Here is a 21533-nt window from a genome sequence, read left to right on the forward strand (position 1 = left end):
GAAATATGCTTCAGATCCGGGTCCGTTCCACCCGGAGCGCTTTCCGTCGAAGTGGTTGCCAGTTCGGCCAAGGAAGGCGCATCACAACGAGGGTCCGGAGGCGCCGGCCTGATGGAATCGGGTCGACATCTCTCATGTCGGTCGATGCCCGGTTTCGATCCTCTCGCCTTGATCGACGCGTGTTACGCGGCGGCCGTCGAACCCGAGACGTGGTCTGACGCGCTCGACGGGATCGCCGATGCGGTCGGGGCCCGCGGTGCGGTGATCGTCTCGCACGATCCCGCGCGCACGGCGCAGACGCTGGCCTCCGAGCGGATCGCCGACGTGAATCTCGATTACGGCGTCGGCGGCTGGTGGCAGCACGACACGCGCATCCGCCTCGGCCGGGAGCGCGGCATCATGCGGCCGGGCACGGTCACGGTCGATGAGATGTACCTCACGGCGGAGGAGAAGCGCGCCGACCCGTTCTTCCAGCACTTCATCGACCGGCACCGCCTCGGCAACCTCTGCGCCTATGTCGGGGCCGATCCGATGGACCGCCACACCCTGTCGTTCAGCGCCCCGCGCGATGTGCGCAAGGGGCCGTTCGAGGGCGCCGAGATCGAGCGGCTGGGCCTCGTCGGCCCGCACGTCATCCGTGCCTTCCGGCTGACGGCGCTCGTCGGCGAGATGCGGCGCGAGGCGGAGGGGCTGACCTCCGCCCTGGAGCGGATGCGGGCCGGCATCGTCGTCCTCGATGCTCGCGGCCGGGTCCGTCTCGTCAGCCCCGTGGCGGAAAGGTTGGCGGCGGGCTATCTCGCCCTGCGCACCGGTGCCGAGCCGGAGGCCGCAGAGCCCGCCGACGGCGCGCGTTTCGACAGGTTCCTGGCGGATGCTCTGCCGGTGCGGATAGGGCCGCGGCAGGATACGATCCTCCTGCGCCGCCGGGGCGGCGGGCGCCCGCTCTATGTCGAGGCGCTCCCCTTGCGCGGGGCCGATCCGTTTCCGGTGGCCGGCGCCGGGCTCGGCGGCGGCGTGGTCCTGCTCCTGCGCGACCTGCTCGCGCCGAGCACGCGCCCGATCGAGCCATTGCTGGAACAGCTCGGCCTCACCCGGGCCGAGGCGCGGGTCGCGGCGCTGGTCGGCCGGGGCGCGCCGCCGCGGGAGGTGGCCGAGCAACTCGCCGTCGGCGAGAGCACGGTCCGCAGCCAGCTCAAGGCGGTCTACGGCAAGCTGGCGATCCGTCGGCAGAGCGAGCTGGCGGTCTTCATCACCCGTCTCGACAGCCTCTGACGATCGAGTTCCCTATTCCGGCTCGTCCCGGCGCTGGCGCAGTTCGGGGGCGGGCTGCTCCGGTTCGGCGATCGGCGTGCCCTGGCTCTCCGAGCGGCTCGAATCCACGAACAGCCGCGCCTCGCCCTCGCGCACGCCGAGGCTGCGCAGGGCGTAGGTCATCATGCCGAGCGCCAGTTCCCGCTCGGCCATGAGAACGAGGCCGACGCCGTCCTCCTCCAGCCGGCGGCGCTCGCTGTCGCTATGAGTCCGCACCACGCTGTCGATGCCCGGATTGGTCGCCCGTGCCTTGGTGAGCAGCCGCCGCGCCTGATGCGGGTCGGGCGTCGCGACGACGACGAGACGGGCGGAGCCGATATCGGCGGCCTCCAGGATTCCGGGCGCAGTGGCGTCCCCGAACACCGCCGGCACGCCCTGGGCGCGCAAGTCCTCGACCCGGCGCCGGTCACGCTCCACCACCACAAAGGGCAGGTTCCAATCCTGCAACGCCTTGCCGATGGCGCCGCCGACACGGCCGTAGCCGATGATCACCGCGTGGCCGCTCATGCCGGGCGCGGCCGCGTTCACCGGCAGTGGACCGGCGGCGCGGCGTTCCAGGCGGCGGCGCAGCTCCGGCCGCTCGCCGAGCCAGCGCGACACCCGGGCGGCGAGGGCGAAGAACAGCGGGTTGAGGGTGATCGACAGCAGCGCGCCGCCGAGGATCAGGTCGCGCCCCTCCTCCGGCAGCAGCTTCAGGGAGATGCCGAGACCGGCCAGGATGAACGAGAACTCGCCGATCTGCGCGAGGCTCGCGGCGATGGTGAGCGCGGTGCCGACGGGATGGCCGAAGGCGAGCACGATGGCGATGGCCGCGAGCGACTTGCCGAACACGATGACACCGACGACGCCGAGGATCGCGAGCGGCTCGCGCAGGACGATCCCCGGATCGAACAGCATGCCGACCGAGACGAAGAACAGCACCGCGAAAGCGTCCTGCAACGGCAGGGAATCGGCCGCTGCCTGATGGCTGAGATCGGATTCGGCGAGCACCATCCCGGCGAAGAAGGCGCCGAGCGCGAACGACACCCCGAACAGCTCGGAGGAGGCGTAGGCGATGCCGACGGCGCTCGCCAGCACCGCCAGGGTGAACAGCTCCCGCGAGCCGGTGCGGGCGGCCAGCCCGAGCAGGTAGGGAATGAGGCGCCGCCCGCCGACCAGCATCACGGCGATGAACACGCCGACCTTGGCGAGCGTCAGCCCGAGCGTCACCCACAGGCCGTGCTCCGGCGGGCCGTGATGGCCGGCGGCCTGCATCGCCTCGCCGCCGAGTGAAGGCGCCAGCGCCGGCAGCAGCACCAGGGCCACCACCATGGCGAGATCCTCGACGATCAGCCAGCCGACGGCGATGCGGCCCTTGTCCGAATCGAGAAGCCCCTGCCCTTCGAGCGCCCGCAGCAGCACGACGGTGCTCGCCACCGAGAGCGCCAGTCCGAAGACGAGGCCCGCCCCGGGCCCCCAGCCGAAGCCCCAGGCGAGACCCGCCCCCATGGCCGTCGCCACCGTGATCTGCACGATCGCGCCGGGTAGAGCGATGGTGCGGACCGCGAGTAGGTCACCGATGGAGAAGTGAAGCCCGACGCCGAACATCAGCAGGATGACGCCGAGTTCGGCGAGCTGGCTCGCCAGCGCCGGATTCCCGACGAAACCTGGGGTGAACGGGCCGATGGCGATGCCGGCGACGAGGTAGCCGACGAGCGGGGGAAGCCGCATCCGCTGGGCCAGCATGCCGCCGAGGAACGCGCAGACCAGCCCCAGCGCGATGATCGAAATGAGTTCGGTGGCGTGTTGCAACGCGCTTCTATCCTCCTGGGGCAGGAGCCGGCCCCAGGATCAGATAAGGCAAATCACGGTCCCGTGTCCGCAACCGCGATGCCATGCGGGCACGGTTCCTGTCGATCCCTCACGCCTTCATGCGGACATAGGTGCCCGGTGCCGGCGCCAGGGAAGGCAGGGCCCCCGTTCCGGGAATGCGGGCGGGCACGCGCTCGGGCGCCTGCTCCTCGAGCCACTTGAACCAGTAGGGCCACCACGAGCCGGGATGCTCTGTCGCCGCCTCGACCCAATCCTCGAACCGGCCTCGGGCCGGGCCGCCGGTGCGAAAGCCGTATTTGGCTTTGGGGCCCGGCGGGGCGACGACGCCGGCGATATGGCCCGAGCCCGCCAGCACGTAATCGACCTTGCCGCCGAACTTGGCCGACCCTTCGAAGACCGAGAGCGCCGGGGCGATGTGGTCCTCCCGGGTGGCGAGGTTGAAGACCGGGACCTTCACCTTCTTGAGGTCGAGGCGCACGTTGCCGAGCACCATCTGCCCCTTGGCGAGCGTGTTGTTGAGGTAGCAGTTGCGCAGGTAGAACGAGTGGTTGGCCGCGGGCATCCGCGTGGCGTCCGCGTTCCAGTAGAGCAGGTCGAAGGCGGCCGGCGCCTTGCCGCGCACGTAGTTGTTGACGACGTAGGACCAGATCAGGTCGTTGGGCCTGAGCATGTTGAAGGCGTTGGCCATGCGCGCGCCTTCAAGATAGCCGTTCTCGGCCATCCGCTCCTCGATCGCCTTGATCTGCCCCTCGTCGGCGAACACCTTGAGATCGCCCGCATGGGTGAAATCGACCTGCGTGGTGAGGAAGGTCGCGCTCTTGATCCGGCGGTTGCCGGTCGCCGCCTGGTAGGCCAGCGTGACGGCCAGCAGCGTGCCGCCGACGCAGTAGCCCGCCGCCGCGACATCGGTCTCGCCGGTCGCCACGCCGATCATGTCGATGGCGGTCTCGATGCCCTCGCGCATGTAGGACTCGAAGTCCTTGTCGCGGTGGCGCTCGTCCGGGTTCACCCAGGAGATCACGAACACCGTGAGCCCCTGGGAGACCATCCAGCCGATGAGACTTTTCTTCGGGTTGAGATCGAGGATGTAGAACTTGTTGATCCAGGGCGGCACGATCAGCAGCGGCCGCTTCAGCACCGTCTCGGTGATGGGCGCGTACTGGATCAACTCCATCAGATCGTTGCGGAAGATGACCTCGCCGGGGGTCACCGCCACATCCTTGCCGAAGGTGAAGGCGGACAGGTCCGTCTGCCGCACCCGGAGTTGACCGCCGCCGGCTTCCAGATCCTCCTGCAGCATCTTCATGCCGCGCATCAGGTTGGCGCCCCCCTCCTCCAGCGTCTGGCGCAGGAGCTCGGGGTTCGTCATCACGAAGTTCGAGGGCGAGTAGGCCGAGAGGAGCTGGCGCAGGTAGAACTCCGCCTTGTGGCGGGTGTGCTCGTCGATCCCTTCGGCCGTCTCCACCATCTCCTCGGCCCAGCGGCCGAGGATCAGGTAGCTCTGCTTGATCAGGTCGAAGACCGGGTTCGCGCTCCAATCGGCATGGGTGAAGCGCTTGTCCGTGGGCGGGGGCTGGACGATCGGCTCGGTGACGGCGCCCTGCATCCGGGTCAGGGTCGAGGCCCAGAGCGCGGCGAAGGACTGGCCGAGCTTGGTCTGGGCCTGGAGCGCCTTCTCGGGATCCTTCAGCCACGTCTCCGCGACCCGCGTGAGGGTGCGGGTCATCTCGTCGATCTCGTCGGCGCCCTGGAGCTTCGCGCCCGGCAACAAGGCTCCCTGGCCCGCCTGCTCGAACGGCTTCAGCGAGGCGGCGGCCGATTGCCGGAACACCTCCGCCAGCTGATTCGCGTTGCGCGCGATGGTCTCGAAATCCGGCGCTGCCGGGTTCGTCCGCTCCGTGGCCACGCGACACGTCCTCCCAAGGTCTGCCCGCATCCCGCCCCGTGGGACGGCCCGAGCCTCGTTTCCGACAAATTAACGCTCCACCCAGCAGATGTCGCCCGCCCCAGACTCCATTTTCAGACCAATGTCATGATCGTGCGCCGCACCGTCCGCGCCATCGCCATCGCCTTGCCGGTTTTCGCCGCCGCGGCGTCGACCGGCGGCTGCTCCGGCGACGTGAATCCGCTGAAGGCGGCGATGGTCGGTGCGGGCTCCGGCATCAAGCCGGTGGAGGCGCCCGATTTCGTGGCGCAATCCCGCAAGAGCGATGCGAGCTATATGCCGGTGGGCGAATCGGCGCCCCGGCGCGCCGTCCGCGCCCGCAATTCGGCCGGACAGAGCGCCCTGCAGGCCGAGCTGGAAGGGGCGCGCAACCGCAACGAGTCCAAGGGGCGCGCGGCGGAAGGGGCGGCCAAGAATGCCGCGCAGGGGCTCGCGCCCAACCCGGTGGAGTGAGCGTTCCGCCCCGATCCCGGCGGGGCATCGCGATTTTTAAGTCGGCGCGCGAACGCGACGATGGTAAACAGGCAGGCTCCTCACCGCCGACGCATCCTCGCGGGAGGATCAGTTCCGCGACACCGGACAGACCGACGCCATGACCGATTTCCACCGCATCAAGCGCCTTCCGCCTTACGTCTTCGAGCAGGTGAACCGGATCAAGGCCGCCGCCCGAGCCCGTGGCGCCGACATCATCGATCTCGGGATGGGCAATCCCGATCTCGACGCGCCGCGCCACGTCATCGAGAAGCTCGTCGAGACCGCCGGCAAGCCGCGCACCGACCGCTACTCCGCCTCCAAGGGCATTGCCGGCCTGCGCCGCGCCCAGGCCGGCTACTACCAGCGCCGCTTCGGGGTGAGCCTCAACCCGGACACGCAGGTGGTGGCGACGCTCGGCTCGAAGGAGGGCTTCGCCAACATGGCCCAGGCGATCACGGCGCCCGGCGACGTGGTGCTGGTGCCGAACCCGAGCTACCCGATCCACGCCTTCGGGTTCCTGATGGCGGGTGGCGTGATCCGCTCCGTGCCCGCCGAGCCGACCCCGGCGATGTTCCCGGCGCTCGAGAAGGCGGTCGCCCACTCGATCCCGAAGCCGGTGGCGCTCGTCGTCTGCTACCCCTCGAACCCGACGGCCTACGTCGCGAGCCTCGACTTCTACCGGGATCTCGTGGCGTTCGCGAAGAAGCACGAGCTGATCCTGCTCTCGGATCTCGCCTATGCCGAGGTCTATTTCGACGACAACAACCCGCCGCCCTCCGTGCTGCAGGTGCCGGGCGCGATCGACTGCACCGTGGAGTTCACCTCGCTGTCGAAGACCTTCTCGATGGCGGGCTGGCGCATGGGCTTCGCCGTCGGCAACGAGCGCCTGCTTGCGGCGCTGACGCGGGTGAAGTCCTACCTCGATTACGGGGCCTTCACGCCGATCCAGGTGGCGGCCACCGCCGCGCTCAACGGACCGGACGACTGCATCAAGGAGATGCGCGCGACCTACAAGAAGCGCCGCGACGCCCTGGTCGAGTCCTTCGGCAAGGCCGGCTGGAAGCTGCCGACGCCCGAAGCCTCGATGTTCGCCTGGGTGCCGATCCCGGACAAATTCCGGGAGCTCGGCAGCCTGGAATTCTCTAAGCTGCTTCTGGAAAAGTCGGATGTCGCCGTGGCGCCGGGGATCGGTTTCGGCGAGCACGGCGACGATTATGTCCGCATCGCGCTTGTCGAGAACGAGCAACGCATCCGGCAGGCGGCCCGCAACGTCCGCCGTTTCTTCGACAACGCCGACCGCACGCTCCACAACGTCGTGCCGTTGCAGAAGGCGGTCTAGTGCCTCATCCCGAAAGGTGGTTGCCGGCTTTCGGAAAAAAGATGATGCGAAAACAAGAGCCTGGAGCTTCGTCCTGGATCCTGTATCCAGGACGATGCATTGGTATCGCGTGGCGCCGGTCCCGACCGACGGGCGCGATCGGCCCGCTCGGTGGACGTGCCCGCCGCCGCGCGGGCGAAAAAACCGCGTCGGACGTTGTTGCGGCGGGGCGACAGGGCCCGCGCAATCGGCCCTGTCCGGGCGGGCATCGGGTGGGGGAAGCTTGTCAGCGGGCGTCCGCATCCGCAGGGTCGTCTCCGGTTTTGCTGCCGGGTCGTCCCGGCGGACGGACGCGTTTCGAGGTTCCGCATGCGCCGCCTGAAGCTCTTCGCCGCCCTGGCGCTCGCCGGCGCTGCCGTCGGAGCCTGCGCGCCCCACCCGATCGTGGCGCGCGATCCCGTGCCCGCCCCCTCGCCCGAGGAGGCCTATTCCTGCAGCTCGACGCCGCTCCCGTTGAACGCCTACAAGTCCGATTGCAGCCCCGTGGTGCGCGAACCGCGTACCGTCCTGCAATCGAAGGGGTGAAGCGACGTTTGCGGATAGCCGAGAGCGCCGGGCTTCCGCACGTCAACGTTTCCTTGTCACGTTCCGGGGTCTGATCGCAGCCTCGAGACGTCAGTCCGAGCCGATCCCGATTGCGCTGCAATCCCGATCGGCTCATGTCTTATCCTGATGCGTTCTCACGGGTCGGAGCGGCCGTCGCTTCGGTCGGAAGAGCGCGCCGACGACGGAGCAACCCGTGGCCCGTGCCCGCCTCCTCCTTGCCGCCTCCCTCATCGGGCTCGCTGCCCAGGGGGCTTCCGCCCAGAACCTGCAGGATCGCCCCTACGGCGATGCGCGCGGGCCGACGGTGTACGAGGTCGATCCCGAGAGCGGCCGCTTCCGGGGGCCGCCGATCAGCACCGACGGTCAGGATCTGCGCGCCATCGGTGCCGTGCCGGTGCCGACCGTGATGAACGGCGGCGGTTTCGGCCTCACCGGCAACGACTATTACGGCAATGTGCTCCTCGCGACGCCGCAAGGCCCGCGCCGTGCCTCGGACGGTTACGTCCTGGCCCCCGCCTACAGGGCTCCGCCGCTGCGCTGAGGCGCCGGCCTCGGGGCGTTCGACGGGTGTTGCAGCCGGGCGCGGTTCTCCGCACGAAGCTCAGAGCCGCGCTCGGGCAACTTGAATGGCCCCCAGCCGCACGGTTCGGACAGGGTCGCTGCGGCGCTCATTCGGGGTCGCTGCCTTGAGAGCGTTCCGCGCTGAACCCTATTGCGTCGAGTTTGATACCGTTTCGGTCCGAGATGGGGCTGGACATCCACTGACGATGTCCGAATTCTATATCAAACACCCCTGAACGCATCAAATCGAATTGACCGCGTCGTTGCAGAGATCCGAATATCGACGTGTGGCGGCAAAGGCGGTGCTCTTTGCGGCCCGCGTTCATAGGCGGCGATTGCTCTTCTGCCCCGTCCCCCCCTTCAGCACACGAAGGGCCGACCGGCAGTCTGAAGCCTGTTCGGTATCCGTACTTGCTCGAAGTCATTGTTTTTTGGAAAATATCTAATAATCAACAGAGCGTGATAGCAATGTTTCAAGCAGGTATTTATTGGTAAGGTAGATAAAAACGTGATTTTTGCTGTCTCTGAGGGCGATGGCTGAATCGTTAGATTTAATCTAATCTGTGTGCTTCCGACGAGTGTGGCGCTTTCGAAATATCTTCAGATTAATCTGTGGAACTTGAGGTGCCGGCACGACTCCGCTATCTCCCGCTCGTGATCGCTGCAGGCCGCTCCGGCACCATCCCGGCGGCAATGAAGCGTTCTTCGACATCCTCCGATCAGGTCATGCGCCTCGTACCAGCCTTTCGAACCAGCGCGAGACTCGCTGTCCTGCTGGGCCGAACCCGGTCCCGAGGCTGCGATCAGAGCAGCCAGGTCGGTTGGGCCGAGGCGCGCATCCGACCTTCCATCGGCGCTTGGGTGGCGGCAATCCAGTCGGTGTGTTGTAAGCTTTGCGAGGTGCGTCGTGTACACGTTGCGTGACGACCTCGACGGCCTGCGCCTGGCGGCCCCCGACAGTCCGGATGTCTGGCTGGTTTTCGGAGGCCGGCGGCACCGGGTCGCGAGCCCGACCGTCTATCAGGCCCTGTTCGCGGGGCCGGACGAACTCATCTTCAGGGAGGATATCCCCTCGATCACGATGGGACCGGAACTGAACGAAGGCACCTGCCTCGTCCGTCCCATCGGCTCCCACGCCATCTTTCTCGTCACCGGCCGCGCCCCGCCGCGCAGGTATCATATTCCGACCTATGAGAGCTTTACCGATTTCGGCTTCAACGAGCGGGCCGTGATTGACGTGCCGGGCTTGATCCTTGAGGTGGTCGAGCTCGGGGGCGAGTTGACCAGCACCTTCGATCGGGCGCGCCGGGCGCCAGCCTCGACGGAAGAGGGATAGGTTTGGGCGACCACAGCGTCACCATCGCGATTCCCGTACACAACGGCGCGAACTATCTCGGCGAGGCGATCGAGAGCGCACTGTGCCAGAGCCACCCGGAGACGGAGATCATCGTCGTCGATGACGGCTCTGACGATGACGGACAGACCTTGGCCGTCGCGCGCACCTTCGGAAGCCATATCCGCACTCTTCACCAGTCCAATAGCGGGGTGGCGGCAGCGCTCAATACCGCCCTCGCCTGCGCCTCCGGTCGCCTGTTCTCCTGGCTGTCGCACGACGACGTGTTCGAGCCTGGAAAGACCGAGCGGCAGGTACGAATTCTGGACACGCTCAACCGTGACGACATCTGCCTGTTCTCCGATCTGTCGTGGATCGATGCGGCGGGCCGCATCACCGGCGAGCAGCGGCTCGACCCTGCCGCGCTGGCGCGCAACCCGCGCCTCGCCTTCTACGAAGGCCTCATCAACGGCTGCACCATCCTGACTGCCCGCGACCTGCTTCTGCGCATCGGCGGCTTTGACACGCGCTATCCCTACACTCAGGACTATCGGATGTGGTGGAGGCTGACCCGCGAGGCCCACTTCGTCCACGTTCCGCACTGCCTCCTGCGTTCGCGGCTCCATCCGGATCAGGGTTCCCACCGCCGCGATGCGCTGTCCGAGAACAGTGCCTTCTGGAGCGACGTGCTCGATGAGACGAGCGAGGTCGAGGCCGCGATGGTGGCCGGAAGCCGGGAGCGCTTCCTGAGGCGGACCGGCGGTTTCCTGCGCTATCGAAGTCCGAACCGACGAGTTGCCGATCACGCCGACCGGATGGCCCAGGCGAGCGCCGCGGAGGCCTCGGTCTCGGTGGTCATCGATGTCGGGAGTGATCTAGAGGCCGCACGTCGCACGATCGACAGCGTGGAAGCCCAGACCCGGCTTCCGGACGAGATGATCCTGGTCGGAGACTCCTCGATCCTCATGGCGCTCGGCCGAGACGGCGCCTGTGAGCGGGTGCTGCGGCCGACGCCGGAGCAGCGGGTTCCGACGCGCCTTCGCCTTGGGCTCACTGCGGCCCGCGGCGCCTACGTCGCGTTGCTGATGAGTCCGGACGCCTTCGCTCCCGAGAAGATCGCGCGTCAGGTCGCACGCATGTCCGCCCTGGGTTGCCTCGCCTCGCACAGCTCCTATCGCAGTGGCGGTGAGACGGTCGCGACCGGTAGCTTCGGCGGGCGCGTCTATCCGGAGATCGTCGGCGACTGTCATGTCGAGATTTCCACCGTGATGATACAGCGGGTGCTGTTCCTGTCCGGCGTGTTGTTCATGGAAGATGACGCTCCCCTCGCGTCGAACTGGATCGAGGTCGCAGCCCGCCACGAATGGCTCGGTCTGGAGGAGCCTCTGTCCCTCGTCGAAACGCCGCGCGCGCCTGGAGAGAGGGCGCCGCTTCTGGCATGGCTGCGCGCGTCGGCGGAGTATCGCCGCCATGCCGTGCAGATCCGTCGTCTCGAGAGGCGGCTCGCCGGTTCGTCGACGCCGGACACACGCCGCGAGGACGCGGGTGATGCCGGCGTATCGCTGCCGGTGCGTGCGTTGGTGGGAGGCTCCGATGCCGCTGCGTGACCTGCTGGAGCGGGGGCGTGCCCTCCTCACCCAGATTCCGACTGAGGATGAGGCCGCAGGCATCGCCGTGACGTCCGCAACCGATTGCGACGCGATCCGGGCGCTGTTGCACGAAACGCAGCGCCGGCTGGCGGTGGCCGATCAGCGTTTGGCGATACTCGAGAGCAGCAACCGGACGGCGGTGCGGGCCATGCGCCGATTCCTGCAAGACCGTGACCGCCTCGTTGCCGAGCGAGAGGCCGCCATCATTCAGTTGTCGATGGCCGTTGGGGATCGGCAGCGGACGATGATGCTCAACGACCATGTCCTGTCGGCGCTGCGCGACAGCGAAAAGGCCCGCGCGCGGCTCGAAGACGAAAACCGGGATCTGCGTCGGCGAGTGGCTAAAGGTAGCCCATCGACCGCACGGAGCGTCGAGGCCGACGACTTCACGGGCTGAGCCGAGACGGCGCGCGATCCGAGGCGCTCCCGGCCCTCCGATCTCCTGCGCCGACGCGGAGAACCGGCTGCCTCGAGACCGTCCTGACGGGGATCGAAGGCAGCTCGTCTGAACGTCTGCCCCGCAGCCATCGCACTGCAATAACACGAAACTTGTCATTATCCTGCGTCTTGGCCGTCTCGAAAGGTTCTCAACGGCACGAGGCATTTGCGCTGGACGCCGAAGTTTGGCAGTTAAGTTCAGCTTCTCAAGGGAGGGCGCCTGAAGCCGAGCAACGTCGCAGCAATGTTCGACGGCCATTCCGGCCGGGCTCGGCAAACCACAATCAAAAATCAAGGACGCACGCATGACCGCACTTTTGCTGATCATCGTGGGCGGGCTCTGCGCCGTTGCCTACGGTGTCGTGACTATCCGTGACGTAATGCGACGCGATGCCGGCACCCAGCGCATGCAGGAGATCGCAGGCGCCATCGCCGAAGGCGCGCAGGCTTATCTCAGGCGCCAATACGCCACGATCGGTATCGTTGGTGTCGTCCTCTTCGTCCTTCTGGCCTACTTTCTCGGCATCAAGGTCGCCATCGGCTTCCTGATCGGCGCGGTGCTCTCGGGCGCGGCCGGCTTCATCGGCATGAACGTTTCGGTCCGTGCCAACGTCCGCACGGCGCAGGCCGCCACGCAGTCGCTCGGTGGCGGCCTGGAGGTCGCCTTCAAGTCCGGCGCGGTCACCGGCATGCTGGTGGCGGGCCTCGCGCTACTCGGTGTCGCCCTCTACTACCTGTTCCTCACCCGCGGCGCCGGGTTGGCGCCAGGAAGCCGCGAAGTCATCGACGCGCTGGTGGCGCTCGGCTTCGGCGCCTCGCTGATCTCGATCTTCGCGCGGCTGGGCGGCGGCATCTTCACCAAGGGGGCCGATGTCGGCGGCGATCTCGTCGGCAAGGTCGAAGCCGGCATTCCCGAGGATGATCCGCGCAACCCCGCCACCATCGCCGACAACGTGGGCGACAACGTCGGCGACTGCGCCGGCATGGCCGCGGACCTGTTCGAGACCTACGCGGTGACCGTGGTCGCCACCATGGTGCTGGCCGCGATCTTCTTTGCGGGCAACGCGCCCGTGCTCGAAGCGATGATGATCTACCCGCTCGCCATCGGGGCGGCCTGCATCGTTACCTCGATCATCGGCACCTACGCGGTGAAGCTCGGTGCCAACCAGTCGATCATGGGCGCCCTCTACAAGGGCCTGATCGCGGCGGGTGTGCTCTCGATCGTGGCCATCGCCGGCGTGAATCTCGCGCTGTTCGGCGGGTTCTCGACCACCTTCACGACGAATACCGGCCTGACCTTCTCCTCGGGGGCCCTGTTCGGATGCGCCGTGCTCGGCCTCATCATCACCGCGCTGATCGTCGTCATCACCGAGTACTACACCGGCACGAACTTCCGCCCGGTGAAGTCGATCGCCACCGCCTCCGTCACCGGCCACGGCACCAACGTGATCCAGGGGCTCGCGATCTCGCTCGAATCGACCGCGCTGCCGGCCCTCGTCATCGTGGCGGGCATCATCTCCACCTACGCGCTGGCCGGCCTGTTCGGCATCGCCATTGCGGTCACGGCGATGCTGGCGCTCGCGGGCTTCATCGTCGCGCTCGACGCCTTCGGCCCGGTCACCGACAACGCCGGCGGCATCGCCGAGATGGCAGGCCTTCCCGCCGAGGTGCGCAAGGCGACCGACGCGCTCGATGCGGTCGGCAACACCACCAAGGCCGTCACCAAGGGCTACGCCATCGGCTCGGCCGGCCTCGGCGCCCTGGTGCTGTTCGCCGCCTACACCTCGGACCTGAACTACTTCATCGCCAATGCCAGCCCGACGCAGTACCGCTTCTTCCAAGGGGTGAGCGTCGATTTCTCCCTCTCCAACCCCTACGTCGTGGTCGGCCTTCTGCTCGGCGGACTGATCCCGTTCCTGTTCGCGGGCATCGCCATGACGGCGGTGGGCCGCGCGGCGGGCGCGGTGGTCGAGGAGGTGCGGCGCCAGTTCCGCGAAAAGCCCGGCATCATGCAGGGCACCGACCGGCCGGATTACGGCCGTGCGGTGGACATGCTGACCCGGGCGGCGATCAAGGAAATGATCATCCCCTCGCTGCTGCCGGTGCTGTCGCCGATCGTGATCTTCTTCGTGATCCAGGCGATCGCGGGCAAGTCGCAGGCTTTCGCCACGGTCGGCGCCTCGCTGCTCGGCGTGATCCTGACCGGCCTCTACGTCGCGATCTCGATGACCTCGGGCGGCGGCGCCTGGGACAACGCCAAGAAGTATATCGAGGACGGCCACCACGGCGGCAAGGGTTCGGACGCGCACAAGGCGGCCGTGACCGGCGACACCGTCGGCGACCCCTACAAGGACACGGCGGGCCCCGCCGTGAACCCGGCGATCAAGATCACCAACATCATCGCGCTGCTTCTGCTCGCCGTGCTCGCGCACGCCTGAACCTGATAGCCGAGCCAGTGTCCTGCACGCGGACACCAAAGTTCCGCACCGTAGCAACCTAGAGTATCGAAGGACCGCCAACTCGATGGCGGCCCTTCGACTTCAGGGCCGAGGCAGATCCTTTCTTTTACGGCCCGGCAGGGGTGACCGCAGCTTCCAGCCGCGTGCCACACAAGGCAGACGCCAAGCCGACGTTCACTGAAGCGAGCGCCGCGAGGAGGACATCTTCCCGCCCGTTGCGTGCCGGCACGAGGCGAACGGGCTGTTGCGTGCGATGGGCAACGACCGGAACGCCCATCCGTGCCGGTCGTTGCCGGGCTCGGAAGGTATCGGTCCGCAACGATGAGCGCGCGCGTCAAAGCCTGGCTGGAGACCCTCGGCGACCTGTTCTGGCTCCGACCGGCGCTCGTCGTCCTCGGTTGCATCCTGCTGGCGCAGTTCGGGGTCTAGCTGGAGACTGCCCACTTCGCCGGCTACGACATCTCCTCGCCCGGCACGGCTTGGGGCTACTCCGGCGGTGCCGAGGGCGCGCGGGCCCTGCTCAGCGCCATCGCCTCCTCGACCATCGGGGTCGCCGGCACGACCTTCTCCATCACCATCGCCGCCCTGACCCTGGCCTCCGGCCAGATGGGGATCGGTGATCGGGCCCTCAGAGGCGAGTGGTGAGGTCAGTGAGCCAGGACGGCGAAGCGTTCACCAGCGCGGTTTCGATGGCCTTGTCGTAGCCCGAGAGGATCACGGTCCCGCTCACCACCAGGATCAGGCCCAGCGCGGCCTTCAGACCCTTGCCGGCGCTCATCATGCGGTTGCGCCAGCGCATGAGGACCTCGCGCGACAGGGTGCCGAGAAGCAGGAGCGGAAGCGCCGCGCCGACGCCGAAAAGGAACATGGTCAAGGCGACGGTGCCGAGATCCCGACCCTGGGAGGCCAGGAGCGAGGCGGCGCCCAGCGTCGGGCCGACGCAGGGGCTCCAGACGGCGCCAAGCAGGAGGCCGACGCCGAACTGGCCGAGGAGGCCGGCGGTCGAGAAGCCGCCGAACCGGGTCTCGGTCCAGTCACTCACCGGCCCGGCGGCCACCGCCAGCCGCGTCTGGACCGCCGGGACCATCAGGACGAGGCCGACCAGAACCAGCAGGATCGCGGCGACGGTGCGGAAGACGTCGGTGTCGAGCCCGATGGCGAAGCCTACCGTGGCGACGAACAGGCCGATCGCGACGAACGACAGCGCGAGACCGGCGGCCAGCGCCGCTGGGCCCAGGCGGTGCTCGGAGGCCGCCGCGCCGAGCACCAGGGGCAGGAGCGGCAGCACGCACGGCGACAGGACGGAGAGGATGCCGGCGAGGAAGGCGAGGCCGAGGGTGGCGACCATGGGTTTCGCCTCAGAGCGCCTTTTCCACGAGGCCTTCGATCCACTCGGGCTGGGTCTCGCCGATGGAGCGCCCGACCTCCTTCTCGCCCTTGAACGCGATCAACGTGCTTTGCATGCGGGCGTTGAGCGCCTTGAGAGCCGGCTTCTGGCTGTCGAAGTCGACGTCGAACACCTGCAGGTCCTTGAACCGCGGGTCGGCACCGAGCTTCGCCAGGATGGGCTTCTGCGTCTTGCAGATCGGGCACCAGGGCGCGCTGATCTCGACCAGGATGGGCTTGCCGGCCTTCTGCGCGGCGGCCAGGGCTTCCGGCGTGTACGGGAGGAAGTCGGCGGCCTGGGCCGGGGCGAGCCCGAACGGCGCCGCCGCAAGGAGGGCGAAGAGGGTACGGCGGATCATCGAGGCGAGCCTTCGGGATGGAGGATGATGGTTGTCATTGGCCGACGGTCGACTTCGGGCGTGCGGCCCATCGCGCGTCGGGGCGTGACACGGCTGTGTCATGGCCGTCCTGCCAGCCCTCTATGCCCTGCGGGAACCAGTGGACTTTCCGGTAGCCCAGGGCGACGAGGCGCTTGCCGAGGTTCCAACTGCCCCAGCAGTCGGGGTGGCAGTAGGTGACGATGGGCCTTTCGAGGTCGCCCCCGGTGAGATCGGCGACCCGTGCCTTGAGGGCGTCCCGGGCGGCCGCGTCGAGGTCCCCTTCACCCGAGCCCGGCAGCCACGTGCTTCCTGGGATGTTGCGGTGGATGGGGAACCACAGGCCGCCCGGAGGCAGGCCGGCGGGCTTCCGGTCGATCTCGGAGACGTCGAGAAGCACCGGCTTATGCTCCTCGATCAGCTTGGCGACTTCGCCGGCATCGACGACGGTGGCCCCTGCCAGGGTCTGCGGCGTGTAGCCGTGCAGCGCCCCCTGCCAGTAGCCATCGGGCTCCCGCACGCCGACGGGCGAGTCGGCGGGCGCTGCGGCGGTCAGGAACACGGCGGCCGCGGCGACGATGGGAAGGCGGAGCACGGCTCGCATCAGTTGCTTGCCGAACGGACCGGGAAGCTTTTCTCCCAGTGGCCACCCTGGTTGTCCGTGGCGGTGACCTTCATCGGGCCGGCGCCGTCAGGCAGGTAGCCGAAGTTGATGACGGGGTTCGCCGAGATCGAGATGTCTCCGTCCATCGTGAAGACGCTCTTGTCGCCGTAGCTGACGGTGATCTTCTGGATGTAGCGGGCCGGGGTGTAGTCGCGCGTCACCTGGTTCATCTGCATGCCCGAGAAGTTCGGGTGGCGGATCATCAGGGTCGCCTGGACGGGCTTGCCCGGCTGCGTCTCGCCGAACTTCATGCGCATGTCGCCCATGCCCTGCATCGCCTCCTCGTCGCTCATGCCCATCGGTGCCGAGCAGCCGCCGGACGCCTTCACGTACTCCGCGGCCTCCTGGAACGTGCCGTCCTTCATCTTCGCGACGGCGTGGACGTCGGTGTAGTTGTTGACGCGCACGCGGAGCTTGAGCTCGCTGGGGTCGGCCGCCGGGCCGAAGACGAAGTGGGCGGCGTACGGCGTCGGGTTGTCGTCGATGATGAGCGACAGCTCCGCGACGTTGTCCTTGTCGGGCACGGTCAGGGTGATCGGCACCAGGGAGGCGTCATCCGCCCGCTTCGGGGCGTCGATCCTCACCGCCTTGCCCCCGGACTGGATCTTGGCGTCGCCGAAGATCTGCTGCTTGATCTCGCCCCAGCGCTCGGCGCGTTGGTTGTCGGAGTCGCCCGCCGCGGCATGGGCCGATCCGGCGGCAAGCAGGATGGGCAGGGTTAGGCCCGTCAGCAGGGCGGTCGTCCGGCGCGATGATGCCATGGCGTTTGCTCCTCCGTTGTCGTCATGCCTGCCGTTCGCAGGTCCGATTGAGGAGACGGTAGCCACAATCCGGCCGGGCGTCGGTGACCTGGGTCACGCAAGTCGGCAGCCGCTCACGATTCCCTCGGGAACAGCGGCGGGTTCAGGAGGGAGGTCGCCTCGCAAGGCAGACGGGGTTCGGACGCCGACGGCGTAGGTCTTCGTGCGTCGAGGTGCCCTGGGACGGCTTGGTTTTGCGTCCCGGTGATCGGCTTATGGGACCTCGCGGGAAATGTTATGCTGGGGAGGCCGAACGAGCCGGTGACCTCAGGTAACACCGGCCTGGAACGGCGGGAGAAACTTCCAAGAACGACCGGGCGGTCATGCATCGCGCCGGCGACAGGCGGACGTCACATATGCCGGACAACCATCAGGTCGAGCGCTGGATCGAGCGCTTCCCCCTCATCAAGGGCTTCTCCGCCGCCCACCTGCAGATCGCGCGCGGCACGGTGCACTTCCCCGTCCTCGAAGCCGGCGCTGTCGCATACGAGCTCGATGGCGCCTGCGCGAACTACCTCATGTGCATCGACGGTCGGACCCGTGTGTTCCGCATGTCGGAGGGCGGGCGCGAGGTGCTGATCTACAAGGTCGGCGCGGGCGGGACATGCGTGCTCACCACCCAGTGCCTGTTGGCCGGCGGGGGCTTCCCTGCCGAGAGCATCGCGGAGGAGCGCACCGAACTGGCGGCGATCCCGGCCTCGACGTTCCAGCAGTTGATGGCGGAGAGCCCGGAGTTTCGAAGCTTCGTCCTCGATGACTATTCCAGGCTCATGGCGAGCATGTTCACGCTGATCGAGGAGGTGGCTTTCGCGCCGCTGGAGCAAAGGCTCGCGCGCCGGCTCCTCACGGAGGCCGGCCCCGACGGCGTCGTCCACAAGACCCACCAGCAACTCGCCGCCGACGTGGGCAGCGTCCGCGAGGTCGTCAGCCGCATCCTGGCGCAATGGGCCGAGGCCGGTCTCGTGATCCTGCGGCGCGGTCAGGTCGAGATCGCTGACCGCGCGGCCCTGGCCTCCAACCGCCTGCATTAGTCGACGGGGTCCGGTTCTCCGAGCACCACCAGGGAACGGTGGAACGGACCCCGTCGACGAGACGGTCACTTCTGAGGAGCGGCAACGCTTGCCGCGACGAATTGCAGGAGCATCACGGTACCGCCGCATGCTTAGCCACATACTGCCAGTACAGCTTGGTACCCATCGGCCAGGGCGACGACCGACACGAGGCGCTTGGCACCCTGGCTGGGCATCCGCGCGTCATCCGGCCCGGCGGGCGTAGCGTCCCTCGTCGCGAGGCTCGAAGTAGCGCCCGAACGACACCCGCACGTCCATCTTCTTCTTGAGGGTCCCGGGGGTAAGCGGCTCCTTGTGCAAGGTGGCGCCGCGGAGCGTCACAGCTCTGAGCTCCGGCAGGATCTCGGTAGGCGTCAGGGGTCCCCGCTCGACGAGCACCTCGGCTATCTCCTGCATGACGCGGTCCCAGAACTCCTCGGCCCGGAAGCGGTCGAGCTGGTACTCGACCTTCTGGAGACGGGCGAGGACGCGGGACGTCTCCGTCTCGGCGGCCCCCGCCCGGGCGACGAGCGCGGCGTTCTCGGCCTGGAGCGTCTCGATCATCCCGAGCAGGTGCTCGCGGTCGTGCTTGTCGTCGGTCGCCATGGCCGCGGCGGCCTCCCGCTCGCGGGAGAAGGCCTGGGTGGCCTCGCGCTTGGCCTGCTTCCAGAGGTCCATGGCCAGCGCCTGGCCGGCGGCCTTCATCGCCTTCGACATGTCGGTGGGTTCGAGCTTCGGGTCGTAGCCGCGCTTCTTTCGCCAGGCGCGCAGGTGCTTGCAGACCTCACGCGGCGAGCCGCCGTTTGGGAGGTTCTCGCGCATCTTGCGCAGGCTGGGCCGCTCGCCCCTGGCGAGCAGGGCGTCGGCGACGTGGAAGACGAGGGACTCGGACGGCATGGGCGCTCCCGGGTGAGCGGGGAGCATGCCCGGTCCGGGTTAAGCGGAGGCTTCGGGAGGGCCCCGCGGGAGCGTGAAAACGCGACTCCGCGGGAGGGTATCGGATAGCGCTACCCGATACCCCCTCGCGCACGAGCGAATTCGGCGTCCTCGGGTGCCGGGGCATCCCGGCGCGTCGCTGATGATCGTACCTACGGGCGGGCCTTTCGGCCCTGATGGAGGTACGATTTGCGGGCGGCCCTCGGAGCGCGTGACGGATGGGCCGGGTCGGGGAACGACTGCGTGACCCGGCGTGCATCCGGCGGCCCGGCGGACCGGGTCACCAAGCCGGCTCCGCCGGGAGCGAGGAGTCGCGCGTCGCCCGCCACGCCTCGAAATACGGTTCCAGTTCGCCCGGCAGGGACGCGGCGAACTCCTCTCCGAGCGGGTACTGGGGCATCCTGTCGGCCACCGCCGTCAGCAGGGCGGTACCCTGCTTGGCGTCCTTGGGACGCTTGAGCGGGTTGCGCTTGGGCTGCTCGGCCATCCAGAGTTTCTGCAGCGCGAACCAGCGCGGGTCCGGGGCGACGATGCGCGCCGGCGAGCCGTCGAGGCCGACCACGACCCGGGTGACCCGCGTGCCCGGCAGCAGCCATTCCTGTTCGTCGAGGGGGACCGGCTTGGGTTGGTCCAGGCGGTGGATGCCGGCGGTCCGTGACGGGGCGGCGAGGAACTCGACCTCGTAGGCCGATGCGTTCCGGGCCTGGAAGGTCTTCTCGGTGTTGACGGTGTAGGTGTCGTCGACCGCCTTGAGCATGGGCCAGATGACGCTCGCCTGCGTCGCCTCGCCGGTCCATGCCATGTCGAAGTCGTCGGTCTGGTCGGGGGCGTCGATGGCGCCGCCGGCCTCCAGGGCGTAGGCCGGCATCGCGTTCGTGCCTACGACCAGGAGATGGGAGCCGAGCAGTCGGCGGAGATCGGCCTCGCGCAGGATCGCGGCGGCCTTGGAGGCGACCTGGGGCAGGCGCAGGGCCCGGTACATGCTGCACGTCTCGGCGAGGGTGGCCCGGCTCCGGGCCAGCCGCTCCTCGCAGGCTTCCTTCGCCTCGACGTAGGACCGGTAGGTGGCCTCGGTCCCCTCGTCCCGCCGCCCGAGGCTCTTGGCGTTGCCCTTCCGGTCCAGCGCCTCGTAGAGGTATTCCTTGCCGTCCCGCGTCGCCCACCTCATGCCGTAGGGCAAGGCGGCCTTCGCGCGGGCCGCGTCCAGCCAATTCTCGTAGTGGGGTTCGAGGTTCGCCGCGCAGCGGAGCTGCTCGTCCGAGAAGGCTGCCATCGTCGCGCTTGTCATTCAAAATCCGAATTTTGCCAAAATGAATGACAAACTGTTCGATTGCAACGGCTTGAGTGGTCAGAGGATAGCCGATTGCCGGTCCGGTGCCCCGATTGCGCCCGTCGTAGGCCGCAAGGCGGAGGTCCGGGGTCGGCCATGGCGGCGGTCGCCGACCAGCCGCCGCGCCAGCACGCCGATCCCGTGGCGGACGGCCGATCCCGGCCGCCTCCCGAGAACATCGGTGCGACGCCCACGTCGTGCGCGAGAGCCTCGACCGTCGCGGCCGACGCCCACCGCCCAGGGCGGACGTGGGGACGCGGGTCCGAAGACCTGGACGGAGCGGAACAAAACGGGGCCATAAGACTTGAGTCCCGAACTTGGCCGCCGCGTTCGAGGGGGCTGCCGTGACCGCGAAACCAGCGAAGAGGACCGCGAAGGCGAAGCCGCCCGCCACCGGGGCGAAGCCGACCGCACGCGCCTCTGCGCACACGAAGGCCACGGCGCCGAAGCCCAGGAAGGCGACGGTGCGGATCTTCGTCTCCTACTGCCACGCGAACACCGTCCAGCAGGCGAAGCTCCAGGTTCACCTGGCCCAGTTGCGGCGGGACGAGGTCGAGATCTGGTTCGACGGCGAGATGGAAGCCGGCGACAAGCTGAACACCGAGATCTCGCGCAAGCTGCGTGCGGCGGATGTCTTCGTCGCGCTGATGAGCCCGGAATACATTGCCAGCCACTGGTGCCAGATGGAGTATCGGCGGGCCATGGGCCGGCGGGCCAGGGGTTCCATGCGGGTGGTGGTCGTCATCGTCCGACCGTGCGCTTGGAAGGATACCGGGGCATCCGACCTCAAGGTGCTTCCGCGCGATGGGAAGGCCGTGAGCGACTGGCGGTCGATGGACCACGCCTTCGCCAACGTGGCCGAGGGCATCAAGGGCGCCGTCAAGGCCGTGCGAGCCGCGCTTCCGGAGGCGGTCCCCGCCAGACCCGCAAAGGCGACGCCATCCGCCGCGGCGCCCGTGGCCGAGAAGCGGCCCGCCCCCGCCAAGGGCGGCCTGAAGGCCTCGACGAAGGGACGGCCCGCCGCGCGGGCGGTCCAGGTCAAGCGGCCGGCGCGGGGCCGCGCGGCGGGGTAGGAACGGATCGGG

General features: G+C 68.2%; 19 protein-coding genes and 1 pseudogene. 12 read left to right on the forward strand and 8 right to left on the reverse strand.

All coding sequences use genetic code 11. The features are described 5' to 3' along the window. Positions 1-168 precede the first annotated feature (168 nt). A complete protein-coding gene (locus tag E4V01_RS07300; protein ID WP_245517447.1) occupies positions 169-1272 on the forward strand; it encodes a helix-turn-helix transcriptional regulator in 1104 nt (367 codons plus the stop codon). A gap of 12 nt (positions 1273-1284) precedes the next feature. On the opposite strand, the gene ybaL is transcribed toward E4V01_RS07300, so the two are convergent. After that, positions 1285-3102 carry a YbaL family putative K(+) efflux transporter gene (gene ybaL / locus E4V01_RS07305; protein WP_060770483.1) on the reverse strand — a complete coding sequence of 606 codons (1818 nt, stop codon included), beginning with the start codon at positions 3100-3102 and terminating at the stop codon, positions 1285-1287. 109 nt (positions 3103-3211) lie between these two features. After that, entirely contained in the window at positions 3212-5029 is a 1818-nt protein-coding gene (locus E4V01_RS07310; protein WP_135297879.1) for an alpha/beta hydrolase, read from the reverse strand. A gap of 126 nt (positions 5030-5155) precedes the next feature. On the opposite strand from E4V01_RS07310, the gene E4V01_RS07315 reads away from it, so the two are divergent. The 9 genes and pseudogenes from E4V01_RS07315 to E4V01_RS07355 form a co-directional block, all read left to right on the forward strand. After that, complete coding sequence (locus tag E4V01_RS07315) at positions 5156-5521, forward strand: hypothetical protein (RefSeq protein ID WP_060770481.1); 366 nt, start codon at positions 5156-5158, stop codon at positions 5519-5521. Positions 5522-5660: 139 nt separating this feature from the next. Then, on the forward strand, positions 5661-6881 hold the full coding sequence (locus E4V01_RS07320) for an LL-diaminopimelate aminotransferase (RefSeq protein ID WP_060770480.1): 1221 nt from the start codon (positions 5661-5663) through the stop codon (positions 6879-6881). Positions 6882-7229: 348 nt separating this feature from the next. Then, positions 7230-7445 (forward strand): hypothetical protein, encoded by a 216-nt coding sequence (locus E4V01_RS07325; protein ID WP_060770479.1) that lies wholly within the window; start codon positions 7230-7232, stop codon positions 7443-7445. Between the two features lie 214 nt (positions 7446-7659). Further along, positions 7660-8007, forward strand: coding sequence for a hypothetical protein (locus E4V01_RS07330; RefSeq protein WP_060770478.1), 348 nt, complete (start codon positions 7660-7662; stop codon positions 8005-8007). 927 nt (positions 8008-8934) lie between these two features. Continuing rightward, the gene (locus E4V01_RS07335) at positions 8935-9363 is read left to right on the forward strand and encodes a hypothetical protein (protein WP_060770477.1); all 429 of its coding nucleotides are present in this window, start codon (positions 8935-8937) and stop codon (positions 9361-9363) included. Between the two features lie 2 nt (positions 9364-9365). Then, entirely contained in the window at positions 9366-10967 is a 1602-nt protein-coding gene (locus E4V01_RS07340) for a glycosyltransferase (RefSeq protein WP_193763154.1), read from the forward strand. After that, positions 10954-11406 (forward strand): hypothetical protein, encoded by a 453-nt coding sequence (locus tag E4V01_RS07345; protein WP_135297881.1) that lies wholly within the window; start codon positions 10954-10956, stop codon positions 11404-11406. The genes E4V01_RS07340 and E4V01_RS07345 overlap by 14 nt, the downstream gene beginning before the upstream one ends. Before the next feature lie 346 nt (positions 11407-11752). After that, entirely contained in the window at positions 11753-13885 is a 2133-nt protein-coding gene (locus E4V01_RS07350; protein WP_135297882.1) for a sodium-translocating pyrophosphatase, read from the forward strand. A gap of 342 nt (positions 13886-14227) precedes the next feature. Continuing rightward, a pseudogene (locus E4V01_RS07355) lies at positions 14228-14518 on the forward strand (DUF2254 family protein); the annotation flags it as partial. Between the two features lie 16 nt (positions 14519-14534). Here the strand turns inward: E4V01_RS07355 and E4V01_RS07360 are convergent. Genes E4V01_RS07360 through E4V01_RS07375 form a run of 4 tightly spaced genes read right to left on the reverse strand, consistent with a single transcriptional unit; the run spans position 14535 to position 17094 of the window. Next, a complete protein-coding gene (locus E4V01_RS07360) occupies positions 14535-15254 on the reverse strand; it encodes a cytochrome c biogenesis CcdA family protein (protein ID WP_135297883.1) in 720 nt (239 codons plus the stop codon). A 10-nt stretch (positions 15255-15264) separates the two neighbouring features. Then, positions 15265-15651: a thioredoxin family protein gene (locus E4V01_RS07365; RefSeq protein WP_135297884.1), complete on the reverse strand. Its 387-nt coding sequence runs from the start codon at positions 15649-15651 to the stop codon at positions 15265-15267. Positions 15652-15685: 34 nt separating this feature from the next. Beyond that, positions 15686-16273, reverse strand: coding sequence for a rhodanese-like domain-containing protein (locus tag E4V01_RS07370; RefSeq protein WP_135297885.1), 588 nt, complete (start codon positions 16271-16273; stop codon positions 15686-15688). Next, a complete protein-coding gene (locus E4V01_RS07375) occupies positions 16273-17094 on the reverse strand; it encodes a quinoprotein dehydrogenase-associated SoxYZ-like carrier (protein WP_135297886.1) in 822 nt (273 codons plus the stop codon). The genes E4V01_RS07370 and E4V01_RS07375 overlap by 1 nt, the downstream gene beginning before the upstream one ends. A 395-nt stretch (positions 17095-17489) precedes the next feature. Here E4V01_RS07375 and E4V01_RS07380 point away from each other — a divergent pair, with 395 nt between their 5' ends. Next, entirely contained in the window at positions 17490-18164 is a 675-nt protein-coding gene (locus tag E4V01_RS07380) for a Crp/Fnr family transcriptional regulator (protein WP_091945232.1), read from the forward strand. A gap of 222 nt (positions 18165-18386) precedes the next feature. On the opposite strand, the gene E4V01_RS07385 is transcribed toward E4V01_RS07380, so the two are convergent. Continuing rightward, positions 18387-19079: a DNA-binding protein gene (locus tag E4V01_RS07385; RefSeq protein WP_193763155.1), complete on the reverse strand. Its 693-nt coding sequence runs from the start codon at positions 19077-19079 to the stop codon at positions 18387-18389. 319 nt (positions 19080-19398) lie between these two features. Further along, positions 19399-20391 (reverse strand): GSU2403 family nucleotidyltransferase fold protein, encoded by a 993-nt coding sequence (locus E4V01_RS07390; RefSeq protein ID WP_135297888.1) that lies wholly within the window; start codon positions 20389-20391, stop codon positions 19399-19401. A 374-nt stretch (positions 20392-20765) separates the two neighbouring features. Here E4V01_RS07390 and E4V01_RS07395 point away from each other — a divergent pair, with 374 nt between their 5' ends. Further along, complete coding sequence (locus tag E4V01_RS07395) at positions 20766-21521, forward strand: toll/interleukin-1 receptor domain-containing protein (RefSeq protein WP_245517449.1); 756 nt, start codon at positions 20766-20768, stop codon at positions 21519-21521. The last annotated feature ends 12 nt before the right edge of the window (positions 21522-21533 follow it).

Origin of the sequence: Methylorubrum sp. Q1 (genome assembly GCF_004683995.1) — a bacterium.
In the GTDB taxonomy this organism is placed as follows: Bacteria; Pseudomonadota; Alphaproteobacteria; order Rhizobiales; family Beijerinckiaceae; genus Methylobacterium.

Coding starts and splice junctions, on each gene's coding strand:
- E4V01_RS07315 (WP_060770481.1), top strand. CDS start 5,156: ATGATCGTGCGCCGCACCGTCCGCGCCATCGCCATCGCCTTGCCGGTT.
- E4V01_RS07320 (WP_060770480.1), top strand. CDS start 5,661: ATGACCGATTTCCACCGCATCAAGCGCCTTCCGCCTTACGTCTTCGAG.
- E4V01_RS07325 (WP_060770479.1), top strand. CDS start 7,230: ATGCGCCGCCTGAAGCTCTTCGCCGCCCTGGCGCTCGCCGGCGCTGCC.
- E4V01_RS07345 (WP_135297881.1), top strand. CDS start 10,954: ATGCCGCTGCGTGACCTGCTGGAGCGGGGGCGTGCCCTCCTCACCCAG.
- E4V01_RS07350 (WP_135297882.1), top strand. CDS start 11,753: ATGACCGCACTTTTGCTGATCATCGTGGGCGGGCTCTGCGCCGTTGCC.
- E4V01_RS07360 (WP_135297883.1), bottom strand. CDS start 15,254: ATGGTCGCCACCCTCGGCCTCGCCTTCCTCGCCGGCATCCTCTCCGTC.
- E4V01_RS07365 (WP_135297884.1), bottom strand. CDS start 15,651: ATGATCCGCCGTACCCTCTTCGCCCTCCTTGCGGCGGCGCCGTTCGGG.
- E4V01_RS07370 (WP_135297885.1), bottom strand. CDS start 16,273: ATGCGAGCCGTGCTCCGCCTTCCCATCGTCGCCGCGGCCGCCGTGTTC.
- E4V01_RS07375 (WP_135297886.1), bottom strand. CDS start 17,094: ATGGCATCATCGCGCCGGACGACCGCCCTGCTGACGGGCCTAACCCTG.
- E4V01_RS07380 (WP_091945232.1), top strand. CDS start 17,490: ATGCCGGACAACCATCAGGTCGAGCGCTGGATCGAGCGCTTCCCCCTC.
- E4V01_RS07385 (WP_193763155.1), bottom strand. CDS start 19,079: ATGCCGTCCGAGTCCCTCGTCTTCCACGTCGCCGACGCCCTGCTCGCC.
- E4V01_RS07390 (WP_135297888.1), bottom strand. CDS start 20,391: ATGGCAGCCTTCTCGGACGAGCAGCTCCGCTGCGCGGCGAACCTCGAA.